The sequence below is a fragment of the Alteromonas sp. WD8-37 genome (assembly GCF_055326825.1).
Window position 1 is genome coordinate 12,768 of sequence record NZ_JBUZOV010000005.1, and the last position, 18,699, is coordinate 31,466.

The window sequence follows — 18,699 nt, forward strand, 5'->3', positions numbered from 1 at the left end:
GGGTTATTTAAACAGATGCGGGTCAAACACATGGCCCAGCTTTTCGGTCTTTGTTTTTAAATAATGCTTGTTGTCTTTGGTGATGCCATGGTCAATGGGTTTACGTGATACTACGTCCACGCCCAGGTTTTTCAGCGCGGCCAACTTTTTGGGATTGTTGGTCATCAGCTCAACTTTGGTCACCTGCAGGGTATCGAGCATCAGCTTACATATATCATAGCTGCGCAGGTCGGCATCAAAGCCCAAATGTTCGTTGGCTTCTACGGTATCCATGCCGCTGTCCTGTAGATTATAAGCGCGGATTTTATTTAGCAGGCCGATGCCACGGCCTTCCTGGCGCAAATACAGCAATACGCCCTGGCCCCGCTCGACAATATTTTGCAGGGCTTTTTCTAACTGAAAGCCACAGTCACAGCGAGTGGAAAACAGCGCATCGCCGGTCAGGCATTCAGAATGAATACGGATGGGAATCACATCGCCAGGCGCCCACTGCCCATAGGACAGGGCGACATGCTCCTGGCCGCTGGCTTCCACAAAGCCGTGGATCTGAAAATCGCCATGGCGGGTAGGCAGGCGGGCAGAGCTGACATATTCGTATTTGGGTTGCTTGCTGGTCATAGCACTTCTTAACCGGTCACTGACAGAAAGCCCTCAATGGGGGCTTTCTGCAAAAAATCCAATATTAGTGTGATAATATAACACTAATGCGACATCCCGCCTAGCGCTTTGAATTCCTCCAACGGCGCCGGCGCGGCAATAGCATTGCCCTGGGCAAAATCGATCCCCATCTTACCCAATTGAGCCATGGTCGCTTTATCTTCTACGCATTCGGCGATGGTTTGTATCTGGCGGGCCAGCGCAATTTCCCGGATAGAGGTAACAATCGCCATATCTACCGGATCGTGCAGCATATTGCGGGTCACACTGGCATCAATTTTCAGGCTATGTACCGGCAGCGATTTAACAAAATTGTACGACGAAAAACCACTGCCAAAGTCATCAATGGCAAAACGACAGCCCGACTCGGTCAGCGCGTCAATAAATGCCACACTGGTGTCATGATGCGCCATGGCGGTATTTTCGGTGATCTCAAAACAAATTTTGGCGTGTGGAATACTGTGCTGGTGAAACGCATTAAGCAAAAAGCGCCGCAGATCCGCATCGGCCACCGACTGGCTATGCAGGTTTAAATTGCAGCTGTGCAGGCACGATAACCGCTCCGGATTGCGTTTGAGCCAGGCAAAGGTGGCTTCAGCTACCCAGCGGTCAATGCGGGCGGTCAGATTATAGCGCTGGGCAGTAGGCATAAATTCGGCCGGGGAGGCCAGCCGACCATCCGGCAAACGCAGACGCAACAACACTTCATAACAGTCGCCTTCAATGGTTTTACTTAACGGCATAAAGTGTTGGTAGTACAGGGTAAAGCCATCTTCAGCCAGCGCTTCATTGAGTCGCTGGACCCATTGGCGCTCTTGCTCGTAGGCTTTTAACTGCGGATTATCGGCCACATACTCGGCCACCTGGCCACGGCCTTGTTGCTTGGCTACATGGCATGCTGCAGCGGCCATATCCAGCAGGGTATCGGCATTATGCTGGTGGGCGCTGGCATTGAGTAGGCCAATGCTCATGCTCAGCTCAAACACCCGTTGCTGCCACACAAACCGGTAGGCCTCCACCGCTTCCAGCAGCTTATGCGCCAGTCGCTGGGCCGAGGCCACGGTATCCTGGGTTAGCAGCAGGCCAAAACTGTCCGCCCCCAGCCGTGCCAGTAAGCCACGCTCGCCGATTTTTTGCGATAGGAGCACCGCCAGTTCTTTTAGCAGCCGGTCACCGGCTTTGTGTCCGCAGCTGTCGTTGATGACCTTGAAGTGATCAAGGTTCAGGTGCAGCAACAGCACGGGGTAGCTGGTTTCCTGGTCGGCCATGGCCTCGGTCAGATGGGTTTCCAGTTCCTGACGGTTGGCCGCGCCGGTCAGCGGATCGTGGGAAGCCATAAAGTTGAGGCTATGGTCTGACAGTTTGCGTTTGGTGATATCGATGACCGAGCCGGATAAAAAGGTCTGGCCATGTTCGGTATGCAGCTGGCACGAGCTGGCAAACCAGAATTCGCTGCCATCGGCGCGCCGGCCCTGAAACTCCCGGCCCATCACGGCCTTTTTCTCCAGCAGTTCGCCTACCAGTAAATCGCGGTCGTTGGGATCAGCATACAGGCCCTTGGTGTTAGGCACCTGGGCTAGCATGGTGTCTTCATCCGGGTAGCCGAACACCGTACACATGGCCGGATTAATGGAGCGCAGTTCGCCATCTAAGGTCGAGGTATACAGACCTTCGGCAGAGTTACGGAATAAATCATAAAACACATTTAAGCTGCTGATAGTGCGCTCATGAGTGTGGATCTGCTGGCGACTCTGGTCGCGCTCGGTCAGCAGTACACACAACGCCAGGGTACAATAGGCCAGTAACAAGGCCGCTGCAGCGGTGATGTTGGAGCTTAATAAGGCCACCAGCTGCGGATTGTAACTGCCCAGGGCGAGCACATAGCTTAGGCTTAATAGCAGCCAGCCCAGCGCCAGCAGCCGGTGCAGTGCCATATTGCGGCGGTCACGAAAGCCAATGGCCAGCAAGGTTTGCAGTAACGCATAGCCAGGCACCACCTGTAGCAGCCACAGGCCTTGCTGCTCACCGACAAACAATAGCGCCACGGGTACCGCAGCCAGCGCCAGATTGGCCAGGCGCAGTACCAGCGGGATGCGGCGAAATAAACTGTGGCCAAATTTGGCCAGGCAGAACAACAAAATGGCCAGCAGGATCGGCAGAATAATGTGACCATAATGCATAAACTGCAGTTGGCGGGCGACCGGCTCTAATGAGCAGGCCAGTAAAATCAGCACCACGGCGGCACTGGCAGCCAGCCAAAAGCGTGCCGGGGTTTTCTGGTACAGATAGCTTAAGAAAAAATACGCCATCAGCATCATCAGCGCGCCGCCCACAATGCCCAGTAACAGCAGATGCTGCTGGGTTTTTTGTTCATAACGCTGACGCGAGTCGAGCACCAGCGGGAAAAAAGCGGGTTTGTCGCCGGCCACGCCGATGAGCAGGGTCACCGCGCTGGTGGGCGCCAGAGTCAGCGGCACGGTAAAGCCGCTGTGCAGGCGGCTGGGCAGGTCGTAATCATTGTGATTATAGCTGATCACGTCCACCATGCGGCCGCGCTCATCCACTTTGTAAATCAGGGTGGGCTGGGCAATCAGCCGGGGGTTTTGCAGGTAGACTTGCTGGCGGTCAAAGCCGGTATTTTGCAGATTAATGCGATACCAATGACGGGCCGGGCCGGCGCCGGGGGCCGGCGCATTGCCGGATAACACCTGTCGGTACCCCGCGCGCAGCGAGGTAGTCAGCGGAGTGGGCGACAGCTCTGTGCTGGTAAAACTGTCATTTAAGGTAATCTGGGTAGCTGCCTGGCTTGCTGGGACCAGCGCCAGATTGAGCATGATGATGCTCAGCAGATATACCCAGAAACCAGACCGGATAGGTTGTGTGGCTCCCGCCCCATGATTGTTATGCACATACATTCCTTTTTGCTGCTAGGCCGGTAAGGCGGCGTACGGCTGTGCAAAACAGGGCAGGGTCACGCTGCATGCGTCAGGCCTGCGTCTGGCTCAGCCACCGCCACAACCCGGCCAGGTCAGTGGTGCCGGTGGGCTCCAGCCAAATGGCTTCGCACAGCCATTCTATACATAATACACACCGCATTTGTTGATTACTTAAACAAACCTGAAAACGATCTGCGCCCCAGTCGGGCGTACTGCTGTTCATAGCCAGCGCAGCGCCAATCTGACCGGCCAGCTGCTGGGCTTTTAGCGGTGTAGTCGGCAGTGGCAGGGAAAGCTGGATGCTGTCTGCAGTTTGGCTGGCCACTGCCTGCAGATCGGCGCGACTTAACTGCTGCATGATAAACTCACCGGGCTAGCGTCTACCGGTGGGCAAGCCCAGCGACTGGTTTGCCCGGCCTCCTCAAACGGCCGTTGCAGCGCCTGTAACAGATCCTGCGCGGTGCGGTAGTCGCCGTGCTCAGCATCGTCGATGGCCGCCTGCAAATGGTGGGTTCGTGCTACCACCGCGGGGTTGACACTGCGCATCAATGCCTGCTGCGCTGCGGTATCACCATTGGCCTGACGGGCCTGCCGATAGGCCTGCCACCAGCTATCAAACTGGCCGCGGTCGATAAAGCTGTCGCGTAATGGCACCGTTGCCTGCTGCACATCCATATCACCGAGCTGGCGAAACAGCAGATGCGCATCGCGCTGTTCGTTGGCCAGTAAGGTCAGCCAGCGATGCAGCAGATCTATACCGGCTTCATCCACCTGTGCAAAGCCCAGCCGGTGCATCATGCGCTGCTGATAATGCTGCATAAAAGTCGGTTCGTAGCGCATCAGTGCCTGCTTGATTTGTTCAATGCTACAATGGCCGGAAAATGCCTGGGCCAGCGCGTTCAGATTCCACAAGGCGATGCCGGGCTGTTGGTCAAAGGCGTAGCGGCCCTGATGATCGGTGTGGTTAAACACGGCATTGCTGACAAAATTATCCATAAACGCATACGGGCCATAATCAAAGGTGATGCCGTGGATGGACATATTGTCAGTGTTCATCACCCCATGTACAAACCCATACGCCTGCCACAATGCCACCAACCGGGCTGTACGTAAGACAATGGTTTCCAGTAACGCCAGATGTGGATTGCGCTGCTCCAGGCAGGCCGGGAAATGATGAATAAAAACATGCTCGAACAACTGCTTAAGCGCTGCCTCATCACCCTGGTAATAATAATATTCAAAATGGCCAAAGCGGATATGGCTGGGCGCGGTGCGGATCATGGCCGCAGCGGGTTCAAAGGTTTCGCGGGCCACCGGTTCTGGGCTGTCAAACAGGCACAAGCTGCGGCTGGTGGGAATGCCTAAATGATGCAAGGCCTCGCTGCCAATGTATTCGCGCAGGGTAGAGCGCAACACTGCGCGGCCATCGCCCTGGCGGGAATACGGAGTTTGTCCGGCGCCTTTTAAATGCAGATCCAGCCGTTGACCCCGGCGGTCTTCCACCTCGCCTAACAATAGGCCACGGCCATCGCCCAGCATCGGGTTCCACTGGCCAAACTGATGCCCCCCGTATTTTTGTGCCACTGAACGGCGCGATAGGGCAAACTCAGGCTCGCTGAGCTGTTTGCCTAAATAGTTGTCTTGCCACCAATTTTGCGGCAGGCTAAGGTCATTGGCCAGGTCGCGGTTGACCATTTGTAAGGTCAGGCCCTGCGGTAATTGCGGGGCCACCGGGGTCACCAGCCCGGCCAGTTCTGTGGCGTACAGATGGGTTAATTTCAAGGTTGTGTTCCACGTTTACAAAGCTGCAGGTACGCTAGCAAAACCCGTGCAGGCTGAAAAGCCTGTTGGGTGTCTAATCCAGCCGCCTGGCCCGGCGGTATCAAGACCCAGTGCGAACGTCATTTTCACGATCCCTAACACAGAGACAATTATGCTTACTGTTCATCATTTAAATAATTCGCGGTCCCAGCGTATCTTATGGTTACTGGAAGAGTTGGGGGTGGAGTACCAAATCCAGAAACACCAGCGTGACCCGCAAACCAGCCTGGCGCCGTCGTCGCTCAAAGCTGTGCACCCGTTAGGCCATGCGCCAGTGCTGGAAAGCGAAGATACCAAGCTGGCTGAATCCGGTGCAATCGTCCAGTACCTTGTTGATCAGTATGGCAAAGACAGCTTTAAAGTGCCAAGCGAAAACGCCACCTATCAGCAGTATCTGTTCTGGTGTCATTTTGCTGAAGGCTCGCTGATGCCGCCCCTGGTGGCTACCCTGGTGATGAATAAGGCCAAGCAAAAAGTCCCGGGGCTGGTGCGTCCGCTGGCCAAAAAGATCCTGAATGGCATCATGGACAATTATTACGGCCCTAATCTGGATGCCAGTCTGCGCTATGTGGAGGCGTATCTGGCCAAACATGACTGGTTTGCCGGTGAGGGCCCGGGCGGCGCGGATGTGATGATGATCTTTCCGTTAGAAGCCGCGCTGGCCCGCAGCCAGGATCAACGCTGGACCGCCATCAGCAGCTTTGTAAAACGGGTGCACAACCGCCCGGCTTATCAGCGTGCGCTGGAAAAAGGCGGCCCCTACGATTATGCCTGAGCGGGCTGCTAAAAGTCGTTGTTGACGGTGCTTTCCAGATAATCTTTGATCAGCTGCAAAAAGGCCTCACCATAGCGTTCCATCTTGGTGCGGCCCACCCCGCTGACATCCAGCATGTCGTTACGGGTGGTGGGGGTGCGGGCGGCCATGTCCACTAAGGTAGCATCGGAAAACACCACATACGGCGGCACGGCATGCTCTTCGGCCAGTGATTTACGCAAATGTTTAAGGCGTTTAAACAACGCTTTATCGTACACCGCCGGTGTCTGTTTGCCTTTTTTATCGGCCTTGAACGACAACCGGGGCACCGCCAGTTTAACCGCCACCTCACTTTTTAATACCGGGCGGGCAGCTTCGGTTAGCCGCAGCACAGCCCCGGCAGTGAGGTCTACCCGGATCATGCCCTGGTGAATAAGCTGATTGATCATACTGTGCCAGTAGCTGTCAGATTCATCTTTACCGATACCGTAGACTGACAGATGTTGATGGCCGGCTTCCATCAACCGGCGCAGCTGCTTGCCGCGCAGTACATCAATCACATGCTGGGTACCCGCCTGCTGTTCCAGGCGCAAAATACATGACAGAATTTTTTGGCTGATCACCAGCCCGTCAATCAGCCGCGGCGGGTCCAGGCAAATATCACAATTGCCGCAGGCTTCATCACTGAACTGGGAAAAATAGTTGAGTAACACCTGCCGCCGGCAGGTCTGGGCTTCGGCAAAGGCTTCCATGGCGGCAAATTTTTGCACTTCCACCTGATTGCGCTCGGGCTTATCGCCCTGCTCAATCCACTGACGCACGCGGGCTGCATCTTTTTCATCAAACAGCAGCAAAGCCTCGGCATCCAGACCATCCCGCCCGGCGCGGCCGGTTTCCTGATAATAACTTTCGATACTGCGCGGCACATCATGGTGCACCACAAAGCGCACATTGGACTTGTTGATGCCCATGCCAAAGGCCACCGTGGCCACCACAATGTCCACCTGGTCGTTCAAAAACCGGCGCTGCACATGCTCACGCTCATCGGCATCGAGCCCGGCATGATAGGCGGCACTGCGAATACCGGCGCGGTGTAGCTTGGCATACAGATCATCGACCTTGGCCCGGCTATTACAATAGATAATGCCGCTGTTGCCATCCTGCTTTTTGACATAGTCGAGCACCTGGTCAAAGGCTTTGTATTTTTGCATCACCCGGTAGCGGATATTGGGTCGGTCAAAACTGCCTTTAAACACAAACGGCTCGTTGAGCCGCAGCTGCAGCAAAATATCAGACTGGGTGGCGGCATCGGCGGTGGCGGTCAGGCCCACCACCGGAATATCCGGGTAACGGGCTTTGATGGTGCCTAGCGCCCGGTAGTCGTGACGAAAATCGTGCCCCCAGTGGCTGACACAATGCGCTTCATCGATGGCAAACAAAGCCACAGTGAGCTGGCTGAGCAGATTCTGAAAATACGGCTGTAGCAAGCGCTCGGGCGAGACATACAGCAAGTCATACTGGCCCTGTAACAAGTCTTGTTGGATTTGCTGTTGGGTCTCGGGGTCCAGACTGGAATTAAGATACGCCGCGCGCACCCCTAAAGCCTGCACCTGCTCCACCTGATCCTGCATTAAGGAGATCAGCGGTGACACCACAATGGCGGTACCGGGGCGCACCAGCGCCGGGATCTGATAGCACAGCGATTTGCCGCCGCCGGTGGGCAATAGCACCAGGGTGTCCTGGCCGTCGACAATGGCCTCTATGACCTGTTGCTGGCCGGTACGAAAGGTGTCATAACCAAACACCCGCTTGAGTACCTGCTGGGCACTGTCGCTGGGCGTGTCTGGCTGCTCTGCATTAGCTGAGGGGGGTGAAGTCATGGTCATCGCGGCAGGATTTTACGCATAATCGGCGTCAGGTTCACGGCAAATTCGAAAATTCTTTACTCACAGCGGCTAAGCTACTGTTATTCTATGGCCTTCTGCACCGGGGCGTACGCTCGCCCCGGCCACAAGATTAATTGCAACACAAGGAGACCGCGCGTGGCAGAACCCTTACCGGATCTTATTCAGGAAATTGTCTCAGACACCAGCCCCGAAGATGGCAGCGGGGTGCTCAACGCCATCGCCGCCCAGGATGATGCCTCGGTTGCCACGCTGCTTGAATCGTTACCGGTAGACCCACGGGTCACGGTGTGGCAGGACCTGCCGGCGGAACGTAAGCTGGACGTATTGGTGGAGATGCGTTCGGATCCGCGTGAAATCTTGATTGATGCCACCGACGATGACCAGTGGGTGGCGCTGTTTGCCGATATTGAAGCCGAAGATCTGCTGGAACTGATGGACTCGCTGCCCAACCGGCTGGTGGATTTGGCCTATGCCGAGCTGGACGCACAGCAGCAAACCTTTTTTCGCGAGGCCACCCAGTTTGATGATGACAAGGTGGGCCACTGGCTGACCCATGAGTTGCTGGTGTTACCGCTCAATGCCAAGGTACGCGACGGCTTGCGCTTGATCCGGCGCAATGTGCCAGCCCACTGCGACACCATCTTTTTGGTTAACCGGTCCGGTCAGTTTTCCGCCGCGGTGCGCCTGACCCGCATTTTTGGCGCGCCCGAGCATGTGCCATTGGTGGAGTTAATTGAGGACAATATCCCGGTGCTTAAAGGCGAAGATGAATCCACCAATGCGTCTTTGCAGGTGCAGCGCTCTGGGTATGCGGCGCTGCCGGTGGTGGATGACGCCAACAAGCTGCTGGGACGGCTGGATATCACCTCGGCCAGCGAATTGATCAACGAGTTTTATGAGCGCCAGGTGATGGCTACGGCGGGGATGGACGAAGACGAGGATTTGTTCTCGCCGGTGGCCAAAAGTGCCCGCAACCGTGCGGTGTGGCTGGGGATTAACCTGTTAACCGCATTTTTAGCCTCCTGGTTTATCGGCCTGTTTGAAGCCACCCTGCAGCAGGTAGTGGCGCTGGCGGTGCTGATGCCGATTGTGGCCAGCATGGGCGGTATTGCCGGCAGCCAGACCCTGACCCTGATTGTGCGCGGCCTGGCGCTGGGCCAGGTTAGCAGTGCTAACTTCAAGGCGCTGTTGAGTAAAGAGCTCAAAGTAGGTGGGGTTAACGGCGTCATCTGGGCAGTGATCATTGGTGTGGTGGCCTATTTATGGTTTGCCGATGTGCTCATCGGGCTGGTGATTTGCCTGGCCATTTTGTTCAATATTGTGGCTGCTGCCATCGCCGGGGTGCTGGTGCCGGTGATGCTGGACAAATTTAAAATTGACCCGGCCTTGTCCGGCTCGGTGATTTTAACCACCGTCACCGACATTGTTGGCTTTGTGGCCTTTTTGGGGCTGGGTACCTTGCTGCTGGTATAGTAAACTGGCGCCTTTTTACACCCCCGGGTTGGCTGATGCCGGTCAGGGGTTATGAGTAGTGAACCGATGCAGCAAAGCGAGACCGATGTAAAACGCACCCAGATGGGCGTGGTAAGTGCCATAGCCGCTTACTCCATGTGGGGTGTGGCGCCAATGTATTTTAAACAATTGCAGATGATGCCGGCGCTGGAGGTGTTGATGCACCGGGTGGTGTGGTCGGTAGTGGTGCTGCTGATCCTGGTCAGTGCCCTGCGCCAGTGGCCCAAGGTGCGGTATGCCCTAAGCTCGGGGCGGGTGCTTAAAACTCTGGCGGTGGCCGGGGTGCTGCTGGCCGCCAACTGGCTGTTGTTTATCTGGGCCATCAACAATAATCATATTCTGGATGCCAGCCTCGGTTACTACATCAACCCGCTGTTTAATGTCTTTTTAGGCCGCATGTTTTTAGGCGAAAAGCTGCGCCCTATGCAACGTTTTGCGGTGGTGCTGGCATTAATTGGCGTCAGTATTCTGGTGTTTTCGTATGGTCAGTTGCCGTGGATCGCATTGGTACTGGCTGGCACTTTCGGCATTTACGGGCTGCTGCGTAAGCAGGTCGCCGTGGATTCCATGCCAGGGCTGTTTATTGAAACCCTGATCATGCTGCCGGTGGCGCTGGTGTACTGGGCCTGGTTTGGCTCTGAACATTCAAATATGCTGACCAATGAGGCAAGCCTGAATGGCTGGTTACTGGCCGCCGGCATTGTCACCACCGCGCCGTTATTGTGCTTTACCGCGGCTGCCCGCCGACTGATGTATTCCACGCTAGGCTTTTTTCAGTATATCGGCCCGTCACTGATGTTTGTGCTGGCGGTGTATCTATACGATGAGCCGCTGGAACCCGCGCGCTTGCTTACCTTTGGATTTGTGTGGCTGGCACTGATGATTTTCAGTCTGGACTCGCTCAAAGCCTATCGCCTGCAGCGCAAATCACGCGCAGCTTAAACCCGGCTCGGCGCGCTGCTGCCGGCCAGGGTTTGACTGAACAATAAATCTGACACTACCCGGTTGCGGCCGCCGGCTTTGGCCTGATACAGCAGCTTATCTGCTCGGCTGATGCTGTTGGTCAGGTTGCTGGCCCGCACGGTAAGCAGGCCCACACTCAAGCTGACGGGTACCTGATGCGGGCCAATACAAAGTGGCGCGCTGGCCAACTTTTCGCGAAAAGCTTCAAAGCGGCTGGTGGCGATAGCCGCCGGTTCCTGCGACAGGTAGACACAAAATTCTTCACCGCCGAACCGTGCGATGATTCCATCACTGAAATTTTGCTGCAGGGCACGGGCAACCTCCACTAATACCGCATCGCCGGTGTCATGGCCAAACTTATCATTGATTTGTTTGAAATGATCCAGGTCAAGCATGGCCAGAGCGTAGGTTTCCTGGCGACTGGCTGCCCGGGCGGTGAGCCGGTCGAAAAAATAGCGGCGGTTGAACAAGCCGGTCAGGTAGTCGGTGTGGGCCAGGGTGGTAAGCGCTTCAACATGTTCCAGTAATTCCACATTCTGGTTAATGCGGCATAAAAATTCTTCGTGGCAGACCGGCAAAGGCATAAAGTCATTGGCGCCGGATTTAATAAAGTGCGCCGAATTAAGTTCGCTGTGCTGGTCGCAGGCGCTGATGATGGCCAGCCGCTCTTTTGGGTAATCCTGGCGCAGATTAGCGATGAGGGTGGGGCTGGACTCGTCGGTCAGGCTGGTGCCGGTGATGACCATTTTGATATGTGGGTGTTCACGCAATAAGCGGTAGGTTTCAGTACTATCCTGCGCTTCGTAGGTGACAAAATTGTGCCGTTGCAGCAGTGATAACATGGCCTGGGCGGCGCGCCGCTGGTGGCCGGCTACCAGTACCGCGGTGTGTTTATTGCGCTGCAACCTGACCAACAGACGGGCCAGATAATCGTAGGTTTGGGCGTTGTCTTTGGGAATGTAGTCCACCACATCGCGGCGCAGCACATCTTCGCGAGTATGGCGGTTGACCTGGCCGGTGATGACGATGGTGGGCAAAACACTACCTAAGCAAAAATCGATGGCTTCGCCGTGGGCAGCATCCGGCAGGTTGTAGTCGACGATGGCACACAAAAAGGATTCTGGCAGGGCATTGGCAAATAAGTGGCGAGCCTGGGTTAGGCTGTAGGCTGTGACTGCCTGCAAACCGGCTTTTTCCACCAGCCGGGTCACGATACTCATCGCTGTCCGGCTGTCATCGATCACTAATACTTTGTTTTGCACGCCACTGACCCATCTACCCACTGTAACTTATTGTGGGCGATTGGGGCAGGGCGTCAATTAGCCTTTAGTTTAGCATACGCCAGCACCAGCCATTTGGCGCCAAATTCATCGAAGCTGACCTGGACCCGGGCATGATCACCCGATCCCTCATAATTAAGCACCACGCCTTCACCAAATTTAGGGTGTGTGACCCGCTGGCCCAGCTCAAAGCCACTGCTCTCAAACGCTTCATGCGAGGCGGCCCGGCTAAAGCGATTATGCACCGGTCGCGAGATCTGGCTTTTCAGGCGTACTTCTTCCACATGTTCGGCCGGGATTTCGCGGATAAAGCGCGAGGCCGTGTGAAATTTATCCTGGCCGTAGACCCGGCGGCTCTCGGCATAGGTGATAAACAATTTTTGCATGGCCCGGGTCATGCCCACATAGCACAGACGGCGCTCTTCTTCTAAGCGGCCCGGTTCGTCATTGGTCATCTGCGACGGGAACATGCCTTCTTCAACCCCGGCCAAAAAGACCAGCGGAAATTCCAGCCCTTTGGCACTGTGAATGGTCATCATCTGCACCGCATCCTGCTCAGTATCAGCCTGGGTTTCACCGGCCTCCAGCGACGCATGGGCTAGAAAGGCACCCAGCGGGGTCATGTCCTCGGCTTCTTCGGGGGCCACATACTGCTTACAGGCGGTAACCAGTTCTTCTAAGTTTTCCAGCCGGGCTTGAGCTTTTTCCCCGCGTTCGGCCTGGTACATGGCATACAGCCCGGAGGTTTTGATCACCTTGTCGGCCTGTTCTTCCAGCGGTAAGTCCAGTACTGCCTGTTCTAATTCGCTAACCAGGCTGGTGAAGCTTTTTAGCGCATTGGCAGCGCGCCCCTTGAGACTGCCTTCCATCAACAACAGCTGGCTGGCCTGCCACATAGAGCACTGTTGCTCACGCGCGGTGAGACGCACCTGTGTCACAGTTTTTTCACCAATGCCACGACTGGGCGTATTCACCACCCGCTCAAAAGCGGCATCATCATGGGGGTGGTTAATCATGCGCAGATAACCTAAGGCATCTTTGATTTCCTGGCGCTCGAAAAAGCGCAGACCGCCATAAATACGATAAGCGATTGCTTCGTGCAAGAGGGCTTCTTCGAGCACCCGCGACTGGGCATTATTACGGTACAGGATGGCACATTCACTCAGTGACTGGCCCTTATCGAGCCAGCTTTTAATTTGCGACACAATAAAGCGTGCTTCATCCAGCTCATTAAAACCGGCATACACCGAAATCAGTTCGCCCTCACTGTCTTCAGTCCACAAATCTTTGCCCAGCCGGCCGGAATTATTGTCTATCACCGCATTGGCGGCATTGAGGATATTGCCGGTGGAGCGATAATTTTGCTCAAGGCGAATGGTAGCGGTCTCGTCAAAGTCTTTTAAAAACTTATGGATATTATCCACATTGGCGCCACGCCAGCCGTAGATTGACTGATCGTCATCGCCCACAATCATGATGTTATTGGTGCCGCTGCCGCACAGCATGCGCAGCCAGGCATACTGGATATTGTTGGTATCCTGAAATTCGTCCACCAGTACGGCTTTAAAGCGGCGCTGGTAGTGGGCCAGCAGGTCTGGGTTTTTGACCCACAATTCGTGGGCGCGCAGCAACAGCTCGGCAAAATCTACCAGCCCGGAGCGGTCGCAGGCTTCCTGATAGGCTGCATAAATTTCACGCATCTTTTGCGCCACCGCATCATTGTGGGTGTCGATATGCTGTGGACGCAGGCCTTCATCCTTATTGCCGTTGATGTACCACTGTACTTGCTTGGGGGCCCAATGTTTTTCGTCCAGGTTCATGGCGCGCAGAATCCGCCGCACCAGACGGTACTGATCATCCGAGTCAAGGATCTGAAAGTTTTCCGGCAGGCCGGCTTCAGCATGATGCGCGCGCAGTAAGCGGTGCGCCAAACCGTGAAAGGTGCCTATCCACATGCTGTGCAGATTGCGCCGCATTAGGGCTTCGGTACGCCCGCGCATCTCGCGCGCAGCTTTGTTGGTAAAGGTGACAGCCAGAATGGAAAAAGGCGTGATATTTTCCACTTCCATCAGCCAGGCAATGCGGTGCACCAGCACCCGGGTTTTACCGCTGCCAGCTCCGGCGAGCACCAACATGTTAGACAGCGGCGCGGCCACTGCCTCGCGTTGTTTGTCGTTCAGACTGTCCAGCAGTAAAGAGACATCCATAATTGCGATTACCTGTTTGATTGAAACTAAATGCTCGCAATTATGCCAGCGAACTGTGCGTTTATACAGGCCAGTTCGTAAATCAGTGTGGATAAAAAAACGCTACCCGGGGTGGGTAGCGTGAGGGGGGTTATTTGTTGAAGTTGTCCACTTCACGTTCGGCTTCTTCGCGACTCTTGCCATAGCGTTGCTGAATTTTTCCGACAAGCTCTTCGCGTTTGCCATCTACCACATCCAGGTCGTCGTCGGTCAGTTTGCCCCATTTTTGCTTGGCTTTGCCTTTCATTTCTTTCCAGTTGCCTTCCATTTTATCGTTATTCATAGAATTGCTCCTTGGTTTGAGTTAAACGAAACAACATACGGCTCAAAGATTCTGCAACCATCAGACCAATTAGCAATATGTTTTTATAATATTGATTTTTATTGTCTTTTTAAGACAGGGTGGCGTGTTCACAGCCGGTGTTGAAGGCTGGCTCTGCGTTATCTACAGGCCGCTGTGCAGCAATTACAGCCTGACAGGTGAAACATTGCACAAACTTAACCTGCCCGGGGTGATCAAGCCGGCTATGCCGGTGGTACAAACCAGCCATCAGTCAGCCTGTCTTTTCGTTTACCGCATCTTGAATTTTGCTACATGCAATACCACAGTGGCAGTCTGCAAATTTGTTGCTCAGGAACTCGTTTATGCTCGCATTCTCAACCCCCGCCAAGGCCACCGCTGCTAAGGCATTCTGGCCGGCGCTCAAAGCCGAAGCAAAAGCCATCGCTGATAATGAGCCGTTACTGGCTAGCTATATTCATGCCTGTATCCTGACGCATCATAATTTTGAGTCGTGCCTGAGTTTTATCCTGTCCAACAAGGTGGCCGATGATGTGATGCCGGCGATGGCCGTTCGCGAAGTGTTTGTTGAAGCCTACCTGATGGCCCCGGAGATGGTGGAAGCAGCCATTGAAGACATTAAAGCGGTGTTTGAACGCGATGCGGCGGTCAACGACTATCTGACCCCGCTGCTCTACTTCAAAGGGTTTCAGGCGGTGCAGGTGCATCGCATGGCCCATTATCTGTGGCAAAAAGAGCGCCATCAGCTGGCACTGTTTTTTCAAAGCCGCAGTGCCGAAGCCTTTGGGGTGGATATTCACCCGGCTGCACAGATTGGCAAAGGGGTGATGTTTGACCATGCCACTGGCATCGTAGTAGGTGAAACCGCGGTGATCGAAGATTATGTGTCACTGCTGCAAAGTGTCACCCTGGGTGGTACTGGCAATGAGTCCGGTGATCGCCATCCTAAGATCCGTCAGGGCGTGCTGGTGGGCGCGGGCGCCAAAATCTTAGGTAATATTGAGGTAGGCCGGGGCTCCAAGGTGGGGGCCGGCAGTGTGGTGCTTAATGATGTGCCGCCCCATACGACCGTGGTGGGAGTACCGGCCAAGGTGGTGGGTCGGCCGGCCTGCCAGCGGCCATGCGATTCGATGAAACAAAATGTGTTGGAAGATAATGGCCAGCTAGACCAGTGCCAGTAATTCACTGAAACTGTCAATCTGCACATGAGGCAACACACCCACCCGCTCACCGCGTAAATCCATGGGCCGGTTGCAGGCAAACCAGGCGGCCTGTTTGCCGGCGGCAATGGCCCCGGTCACATCTTTGGTCAGGCTGTCGCCCACATGCAAAATATTGGCGGCTGGCAGCTGTAAGTGGGCCACCGCTTCATCAAACATTTTGCGGTGCGGCTTCATCGGCCGGCGAACGCTGGCATGCAAAAAGGCTTCAAAATACGGCGCGATGCCGATTTTTTGCGGGTCCACATTGCCATTGGTGATGGCCACCAGCGGCACCCGCTGAGCCAGGGCGGCCAACGTCTGGTGCATTTCATCCGTTAAGGTCAGCTCGCTACGCGCGTCGTAAAAACACTCAAAACACGCCTGGGCGGCCTCAGCCAGCGCGCTGTCATCGTCAATATCCGCCTGCAACGCTGCGCTTAAGGTGCGAAGTCGCAACTGGCCCATATCTGAAGCCAGTGCCGGGGTCTGGCTAAGCAACTGCTGACGAATGCGCTGCCAGTCAGTACGGGCAAGACGGGCAGTCTGCGGGTAATGGCGGGCAATATGCTTCTGCAACGCGGTCTCGGCCTGACGGATCACCGGGCCGTTGTCATATAGGGTATCGTCTAAATCAAAGGTCATGGCACGAACCGGGGCCAGGGGCCGGAAAAAGCGCATGCAGGCTCCTTATTTTTTGCGGGCCCGAGGATGGGCCGAGTCATACACTTTGGCCAGATGCTGAAAATCCAGATGGGTGTATACCTGAGTGGTAGATAAATTGGCATGCCCGAGTAACTCCTGCACCCCGCGTAAATCGCCACTGGACTCCAATACGTGGGTGGCAAACGAATGGCGCAGTTTGTGCGGGCTGAGCTTGTCCGGTAAGTCCCGGGTTTGCGCCAGAGTATCCAGCCGGTTGGCCACCTGGCGGTTGGACAGGCGATTTTTTTGTTTACTCACAAACACCGCTGGTTGGTCCGGCCCGGCCAGGGCCGGCCGTACCTTGAGCCAGGCTTGCAGTGCCTGGCTGGCCTGGCGGCCCAACGGCAACAGGCGTTCTTTATTGCCTTTGCCGCGTACCCGCAGCAGGCCATCGGGCAAGCAGTCGGTAAGGTTTAGCCCGGTCAGCTCGCTTAAGCGCAGCCCGCACCCGTACAACAGCTCAAACATGGCGTGATCGCGACAGCCCAGCAGGTCGTCGGGCTTGCCGTCGAGCAGCTGTTGCATAGCATCCACCGACACCTGACGTGGCAGCGGCCGGCCCTGTTTGGGCGCCTGAATGCCTTCCATGGGGTTACTGAACAGCTGACCCTGGTCAATCAGGTAACGGCAAAAGGTGCGCAGGGCGGATAGTTGCAACGCGATGGAGCGGGCATGTTTGCCTTGTTGTTTGGCCTGGCTCATCACCCGTTTGATATCGCCGGGGGTCAGTCCGGCCCAGTCGGGCAATGCAAGACTACGCGCCACCTGGCTAAGCTGGCGTTCATAATTGGCCAGAGTATGGGCAGAAAGACCGCGTTCGGCCTGCAGATGGCGTAAAAATTGGTGCAACCAGTGGGCGCAACGGGGCGACAGCGCGGTGTCGTTCATCAGTAATGCAGCAGACCCGGTAACACAAAGCCCAGCACCTGGCGCAACTGTTTGAGCAGCAGGGTATCCATATCGGGGGTAAAATGGCTGGCATCGCGGCTGCCAATGGCCACAATGCCTAACGGCGCATGGTCTTCCACCAGGATCAACGCCGCCGACTCGGCGATGGCATCACCAAACAACAACTGGCGCTCGTGCTGGCTTAAGCGGCCAAAAAAGAATGGATCCTGTTTAAAGCGTTTTTCCACAAACAAGCGGCGCTGCAGTTCGGGCAGCGCGTGGGGGCCTTTAAACAATTTCAGGGTTACCGAGGCCAGATCCAGTTTGTCCTGCAACACTTCTTCCAACCGTAGCTGGATTTCGGCCACACTCTGGCAGGTAAGCAGCTGTACATTCAGATCGGTATAGACCCGATAGATTTTTTCATTTTGCTTGGCAATGCTGACCAGCTGGCTGAGTTTGTAATTTTGCTGGCGGACTTTTTTGCGCAGCTGTTCGCTTTGGATCTCTACCAGCGACACACTGCCTTTTTGCACATGTGGCACTTTGAGCTCTTCGAGCAGCTCCGGGTGGCGGGCAAAAAAATCCGGATGGTCGCGCAGATACTGCATCACATCGCGGGCATTCACCGCGCTGTCCTGCGCAATGGTATCACTGCCAGGCGCCGTGGCTGGCGGGCGATTCCCTGTGACCTTGTTCATAATGTTATGTGTCCGTCAAAAATATGTTCGGCCGGGCCGGTCATTTTCAGTACTGAGCCCGGGCCCTGCCAGCGGATCCGTAAGTGGCCGCCGGGTAAGTCCACCCGAACATCCTTACCCAGTTTTTCCTGCATATGGCCAATGGCCACCGCCGCACAGGCACCACTGCCACAGGCCAGGGTTTCACCGGCACCGCGCTCGTACACCCGCAGTTTAATGTGGTCGCTGCTGCAGATTTGCATAAAGCCGACATTGACACCCTGCGGAAAGCGCTCATGTTGTTCTAACAAGGGGCCGATGGCGGCCACGTCGGCCTGCTGCACATCATCCACTTCCAGCACACAGTGCGGGTTGCCCATGGACACCGCACCATAAAACAGGGTGTGGTTGCCTTCGCGGGTCAGATAGATTTTTTCCTGCTTGTTAGCTTTAAGCGGAATGCGGGCCGGATCAAATTCCGGTTTGCCCATGTTAACCGTCACCTGGCCGTCTTTTTCAAGGTACAAAACCATGTTGCCGGCTTTGGTGCTGACCAGAATTTTATTCTTATTGACCAGCCCTTTAAGCTTTACAAAGCGGGCAAAACAACGCGCACCATTGCCGCATTGTGACACTTCCGTGCCATCAGCATTGAAGATCCGATAATGAAAATCCTGGTCAGGATCATAAGGCGGCTCCACCATGAGCAGCTGATCAAAGCCCACACCAAAATGCCGGTCCGCCAGCTGGCGGATTTTCTCCGGGGAAAAAAAGACATTCTGGGTCACATTGTCAATCACCATGAAGTCATTGCCTAACCCGTGCATTTTGGAAAACTGAATTTGCATGA

16 protein-coding genes are annotated in these 18,699 nt (G+C 55.3%); 4 read left to right on the top strand and 12 right to left on the bottom strand.

Going from position 1 to position 18,699, the window contains the following annotated elements; translation table 11 throughout:
• Positions 1-3: 3 nt before the first annotated feature.
• The 4 genes from ribA to ACTUJZ_RS12145 all read right to left on the bottom strand — a co-directional run bounded on the left by ribA (position 4) and on the right by ACTUJZ_RS12145 (position 5,375).
• Entirely contained in the window at positions 4-618 is a 615-nt protein-coding gene (ribA, locus tag ACTUJZ_RS12130) for a GTP cyclohydrolase II (RefSeq protein WP_463636590.1), read from the bottom strand.
• 83 nt (positions 619-701) lie between these two features.
• The gene (locus ACTUJZ_RS12135; protein ID WP_463636591.1) at positions 702-3,566 is read right to left on the bottom strand and encodes an EAL domain-containing protein; all 2,865 of its coding nucleotides are present in this window, start codon (positions 3,564-3,566) and stop codon (positions 702-704) included.
• A 76-nt stretch (positions 3,567-3,642) separates the two neighbouring features.
• The gene (locus ACTUJZ_RS12140) at positions 3,643-3,951 is read right to left on the bottom strand and encodes a DUF3630 family protein (RefSeq protein ID WP_463636592.1); all 309 of its coding nucleotides are present in this window, start codon (positions 3,949-3,951) and stop codon (positions 3,643-3,645) included.
• Positions 3,939-5,375, bottom strand: coding sequence for a protein adenylyltransferase SelO (locus tag ACTUJZ_RS12145; RefSeq protein ID WP_463636593.1), 1,437 nt, complete (start codon positions 5,373-5,375; stop codon positions 3,939-3,941). The genes ACTUJZ_RS12140 and ACTUJZ_RS12145 overlap by 13 nt, the downstream gene beginning before the upstream one ends.
• A gap of 151 nt (positions 5,376-5,526) precedes the next feature.
• Between ACTUJZ_RS12145 and ACTUJZ_RS12150 the strand changes: the two genes are divergently transcribed.
• Positions 5,527-6,189: a glutathione S-transferase gene (locus ACTUJZ_RS12150; RefSeq protein ID WP_463636594.1), complete on the top strand. Its 663-nt coding sequence runs from the start codon at positions 5,527-5,529 to the stop codon at positions 6,187-6,189.
• 8 nt (positions 6,190-6,197) lie between these two features.
• On the opposite strand, the gene recQ is transcribed toward ACTUJZ_RS12150, so the two are convergent.
• On the bottom strand, positions 6,198-8,054 hold the full coding sequence (gene recQ, locus ACTUJZ_RS12155; protein WP_463636595.1) for a DNA helicase RecQ: 1,857 nt from the start codon (positions 8,052-8,054) through the stop codon (positions 6,198-6,200).
• A 156-nt stretch (positions 8,055-8,210) separates the two neighbouring features.
• On the opposite strand from recQ, the gene ACTUJZ_RS12160 reads away from it, so the two are divergent.
• Together ACTUJZ_RS12160 and rarD are read left to right on the top strand one after the other, a co-directional pair.
• Positions 8,211-9,548, top strand: coding sequence for a magnesium transporter (locus ACTUJZ_RS12160; RefSeq protein WP_463636596.1), 1,338 nt, complete (start codon positions 8,211-8,213; stop codon positions 9,546-9,548).
• Positions 9,549-9,599: 51 nt separating this feature from the next.
• Complete coding sequence (rarD, locus tag ACTUJZ_RS12165; RefSeq protein WP_463636597.1) at positions 9,600-10,529, top strand: EamA family transporter RarD; 930 nt, start codon at positions 9,600-9,602, stop codon at positions 10,527-10,529.
• Here the strand turns inward: rarD and ACTUJZ_RS12170 are convergent.
• The 3 genes from ACTUJZ_RS12170 to ACTUJZ_RS12180 all read right to left on the bottom strand — a co-directional run bounded on the left by ACTUJZ_RS12170 (position 10,526) and on the right by ACTUJZ_RS12180 (position 14,359).
• Complete coding sequence (locus ACTUJZ_RS12170; RefSeq protein ID WP_463636598.1) at positions 10,526-11,812, bottom strand: GGDEF domain-containing protein; 1,287 nt, start codon at positions 11,810-11,812, stop codon at positions 10,526-10,528. The genes rarD and ACTUJZ_RS12170 overlap by 4 nt on opposite strands.
• 53 nt (positions 11,813-11,865) lie before the next feature.
• On the bottom strand, positions 11,866-14,037 hold the full coding sequence (uvrD, locus tag ACTUJZ_RS12175; protein ID WP_463636599.1) for a DNA helicase II: 2,172 nt from the start codon (positions 14,035-14,037) through the stop codon (positions 11,866-11,868).
• A 130-nt stretch (positions 14,038-14,167) separates the two neighbouring features.
• Positions 14,168-14,359 (bottom strand): CsbD family protein, encoded by a 192-nt coding sequence (locus ACTUJZ_RS12180; protein WP_463636600.1) that lies wholly within the window; start codon positions 14,357-14,359, stop codon positions 14,168-14,170.
• A 362-nt stretch (positions 14,360-14,721) separates the two neighbouring features.
• On the opposite strand from ACTUJZ_RS12180, the gene cysE reads away from it, so the two are divergent.
• Positions 14,722-15,558, top strand: a complete 837-nt coding sequence (gene cysE / locus ACTUJZ_RS12185; RefSeq protein WP_463636601.1) for a serine O-acetyltransferase — start codon at positions 14,722-14,724, stop codon at positions 15,556-15,558.
• Here cysE and ACTUJZ_RS12190 read toward each other — a convergent pair.
• Genes ACTUJZ_RS12190 through dapF form a run of 4 tightly spaced genes read right to left on the bottom strand, consistent with a single transcriptional unit; the run spans position 15,541 to position 18,697 of the window.
• Positions 15,541-16,257: an HAD-IA family hydrolase gene (locus ACTUJZ_RS12190; protein ID WP_463636602.1), complete on the bottom strand. Its 717-nt coding sequence runs from the start codon at positions 16,255-16,257 to the stop codon at positions 15,541-15,543. The two genes, cysE and ACTUJZ_RS12190, sit on opposite strands and share 18 nt — an antisense overlap.
• A 9-nt stretch (positions 16,258-16,266) precedes the next feature.
• The gene (gene xerC / locus ACTUJZ_RS12195; protein WP_463636603.1) at positions 16,267-17,169 is read right to left on the bottom strand and encodes a tyrosine recombinase XerC; all 903 of its coding nucleotides are present in this window, start codon (positions 17,167-17,169) and stop codon (positions 16,267-16,269) included.
• Complete coding sequence (locus ACTUJZ_RS12200; RefSeq protein ID WP_463636604.1) at positions 17,169-17,870, bottom strand: DUF484 family protein; 702 nt, start codon at positions 17,868-17,870, stop codon at positions 17,169-17,171. Before ACTUJZ_RS12200 ends, xerC begins: the two co-directional genes overlap by 1 nt.
• The gene (gene dapF / locus ACTUJZ_RS12205; RefSeq protein ID WP_463636605.1) at positions 17,867-18,697 is read right to left on the bottom strand and encodes a diaminopimelate epimerase; all 831 of its coding nucleotides are present in this window, start codon (positions 18,695-18,697) and stop codon (positions 17,867-17,869) included. The genes ACTUJZ_RS12200 and dapF overlap by 4 nt, the downstream gene beginning before the upstream one ends.
• Between the last annotated feature and the right edge of the window lie 2 nt (positions 18,698-18,699).

Coding starts and splice junctions, on each gene's coding strand:
- xerC (WP_463636603.1), bottom strand. CDS start 17,169: ATGAACGACACCGCGCTGTCGCCCCGTTGCGCCCACTGGTTGCACCAA.
- ribA (WP_463636590.1), bottom strand. CDS start 618: ATGACCAGCAAGCAACCCAAATACGAATATGTCAGCTCTGCCCGCCTG.
- ACTUJZ_RS12180 (WP_463636600.1), bottom strand. CDS start 14,359: ATGAATAACGATAAAATGGAAGGCAACTGGAAAGAAATGAAAGGCAAA.
- ACTUJZ_RS12190 (WP_463636602.1), bottom strand. CDS start 16,257: ATGCGCTTTTTCCGGCCCCTGGCCCCGGTTCGTGCCATGACCTTTGAT.
- rarD (WP_463636597.1), top strand. CDS start 9,600: ATGAGTAGTGAACCGATGCAGCAAAGCGAGACCGATGTAAAACGCACC.
- ACTUJZ_RS12140 (WP_463636592.1), bottom strand. CDS start 3,951: ATGCAGCAGTTAAGTCGCGCCGATCTGCAGGCAGTGGCCAGCCAAACT.
- uvrD (WP_463636599.1), bottom strand. CDS start 14,037: ATGGATGTCTCTTTACTGCTGGACAGTCTGAACGACAAACAACGCGAG.
- ACTUJZ_RS12200 (WP_463636604.1), bottom strand. CDS start 17,870: ATGAACAAGGTCACAGGGAATCGCCCGCCAGCCACGGCGCCTGGCAGT.
- recQ (WP_463636595.1), bottom strand. CDS start 8,054: ATGACCATGACTTCACCCCCCTCAGCTAATGCAGAGCAGCCAGACACG.
- cysE (WP_463636601.1), top strand. CDS start 14,722: ATGCTCGCATTCTCAACCCCCGCCAAGGCCACCGCTGCTAAGGCATTC.
- ACTUJZ_RS12150 (WP_463636594.1), top strand. CDS start 5,527: ATGCTTACTGTTCATCATTTAAATAATTCGCGGTCCCAGCGTATCTTA.
- dapF (WP_463636605.1), bottom strand. CDS start 18,697: ATGCAAATTCAGTTTTCCAAAATGCACGGGTTAGGCAATGACTTCATG.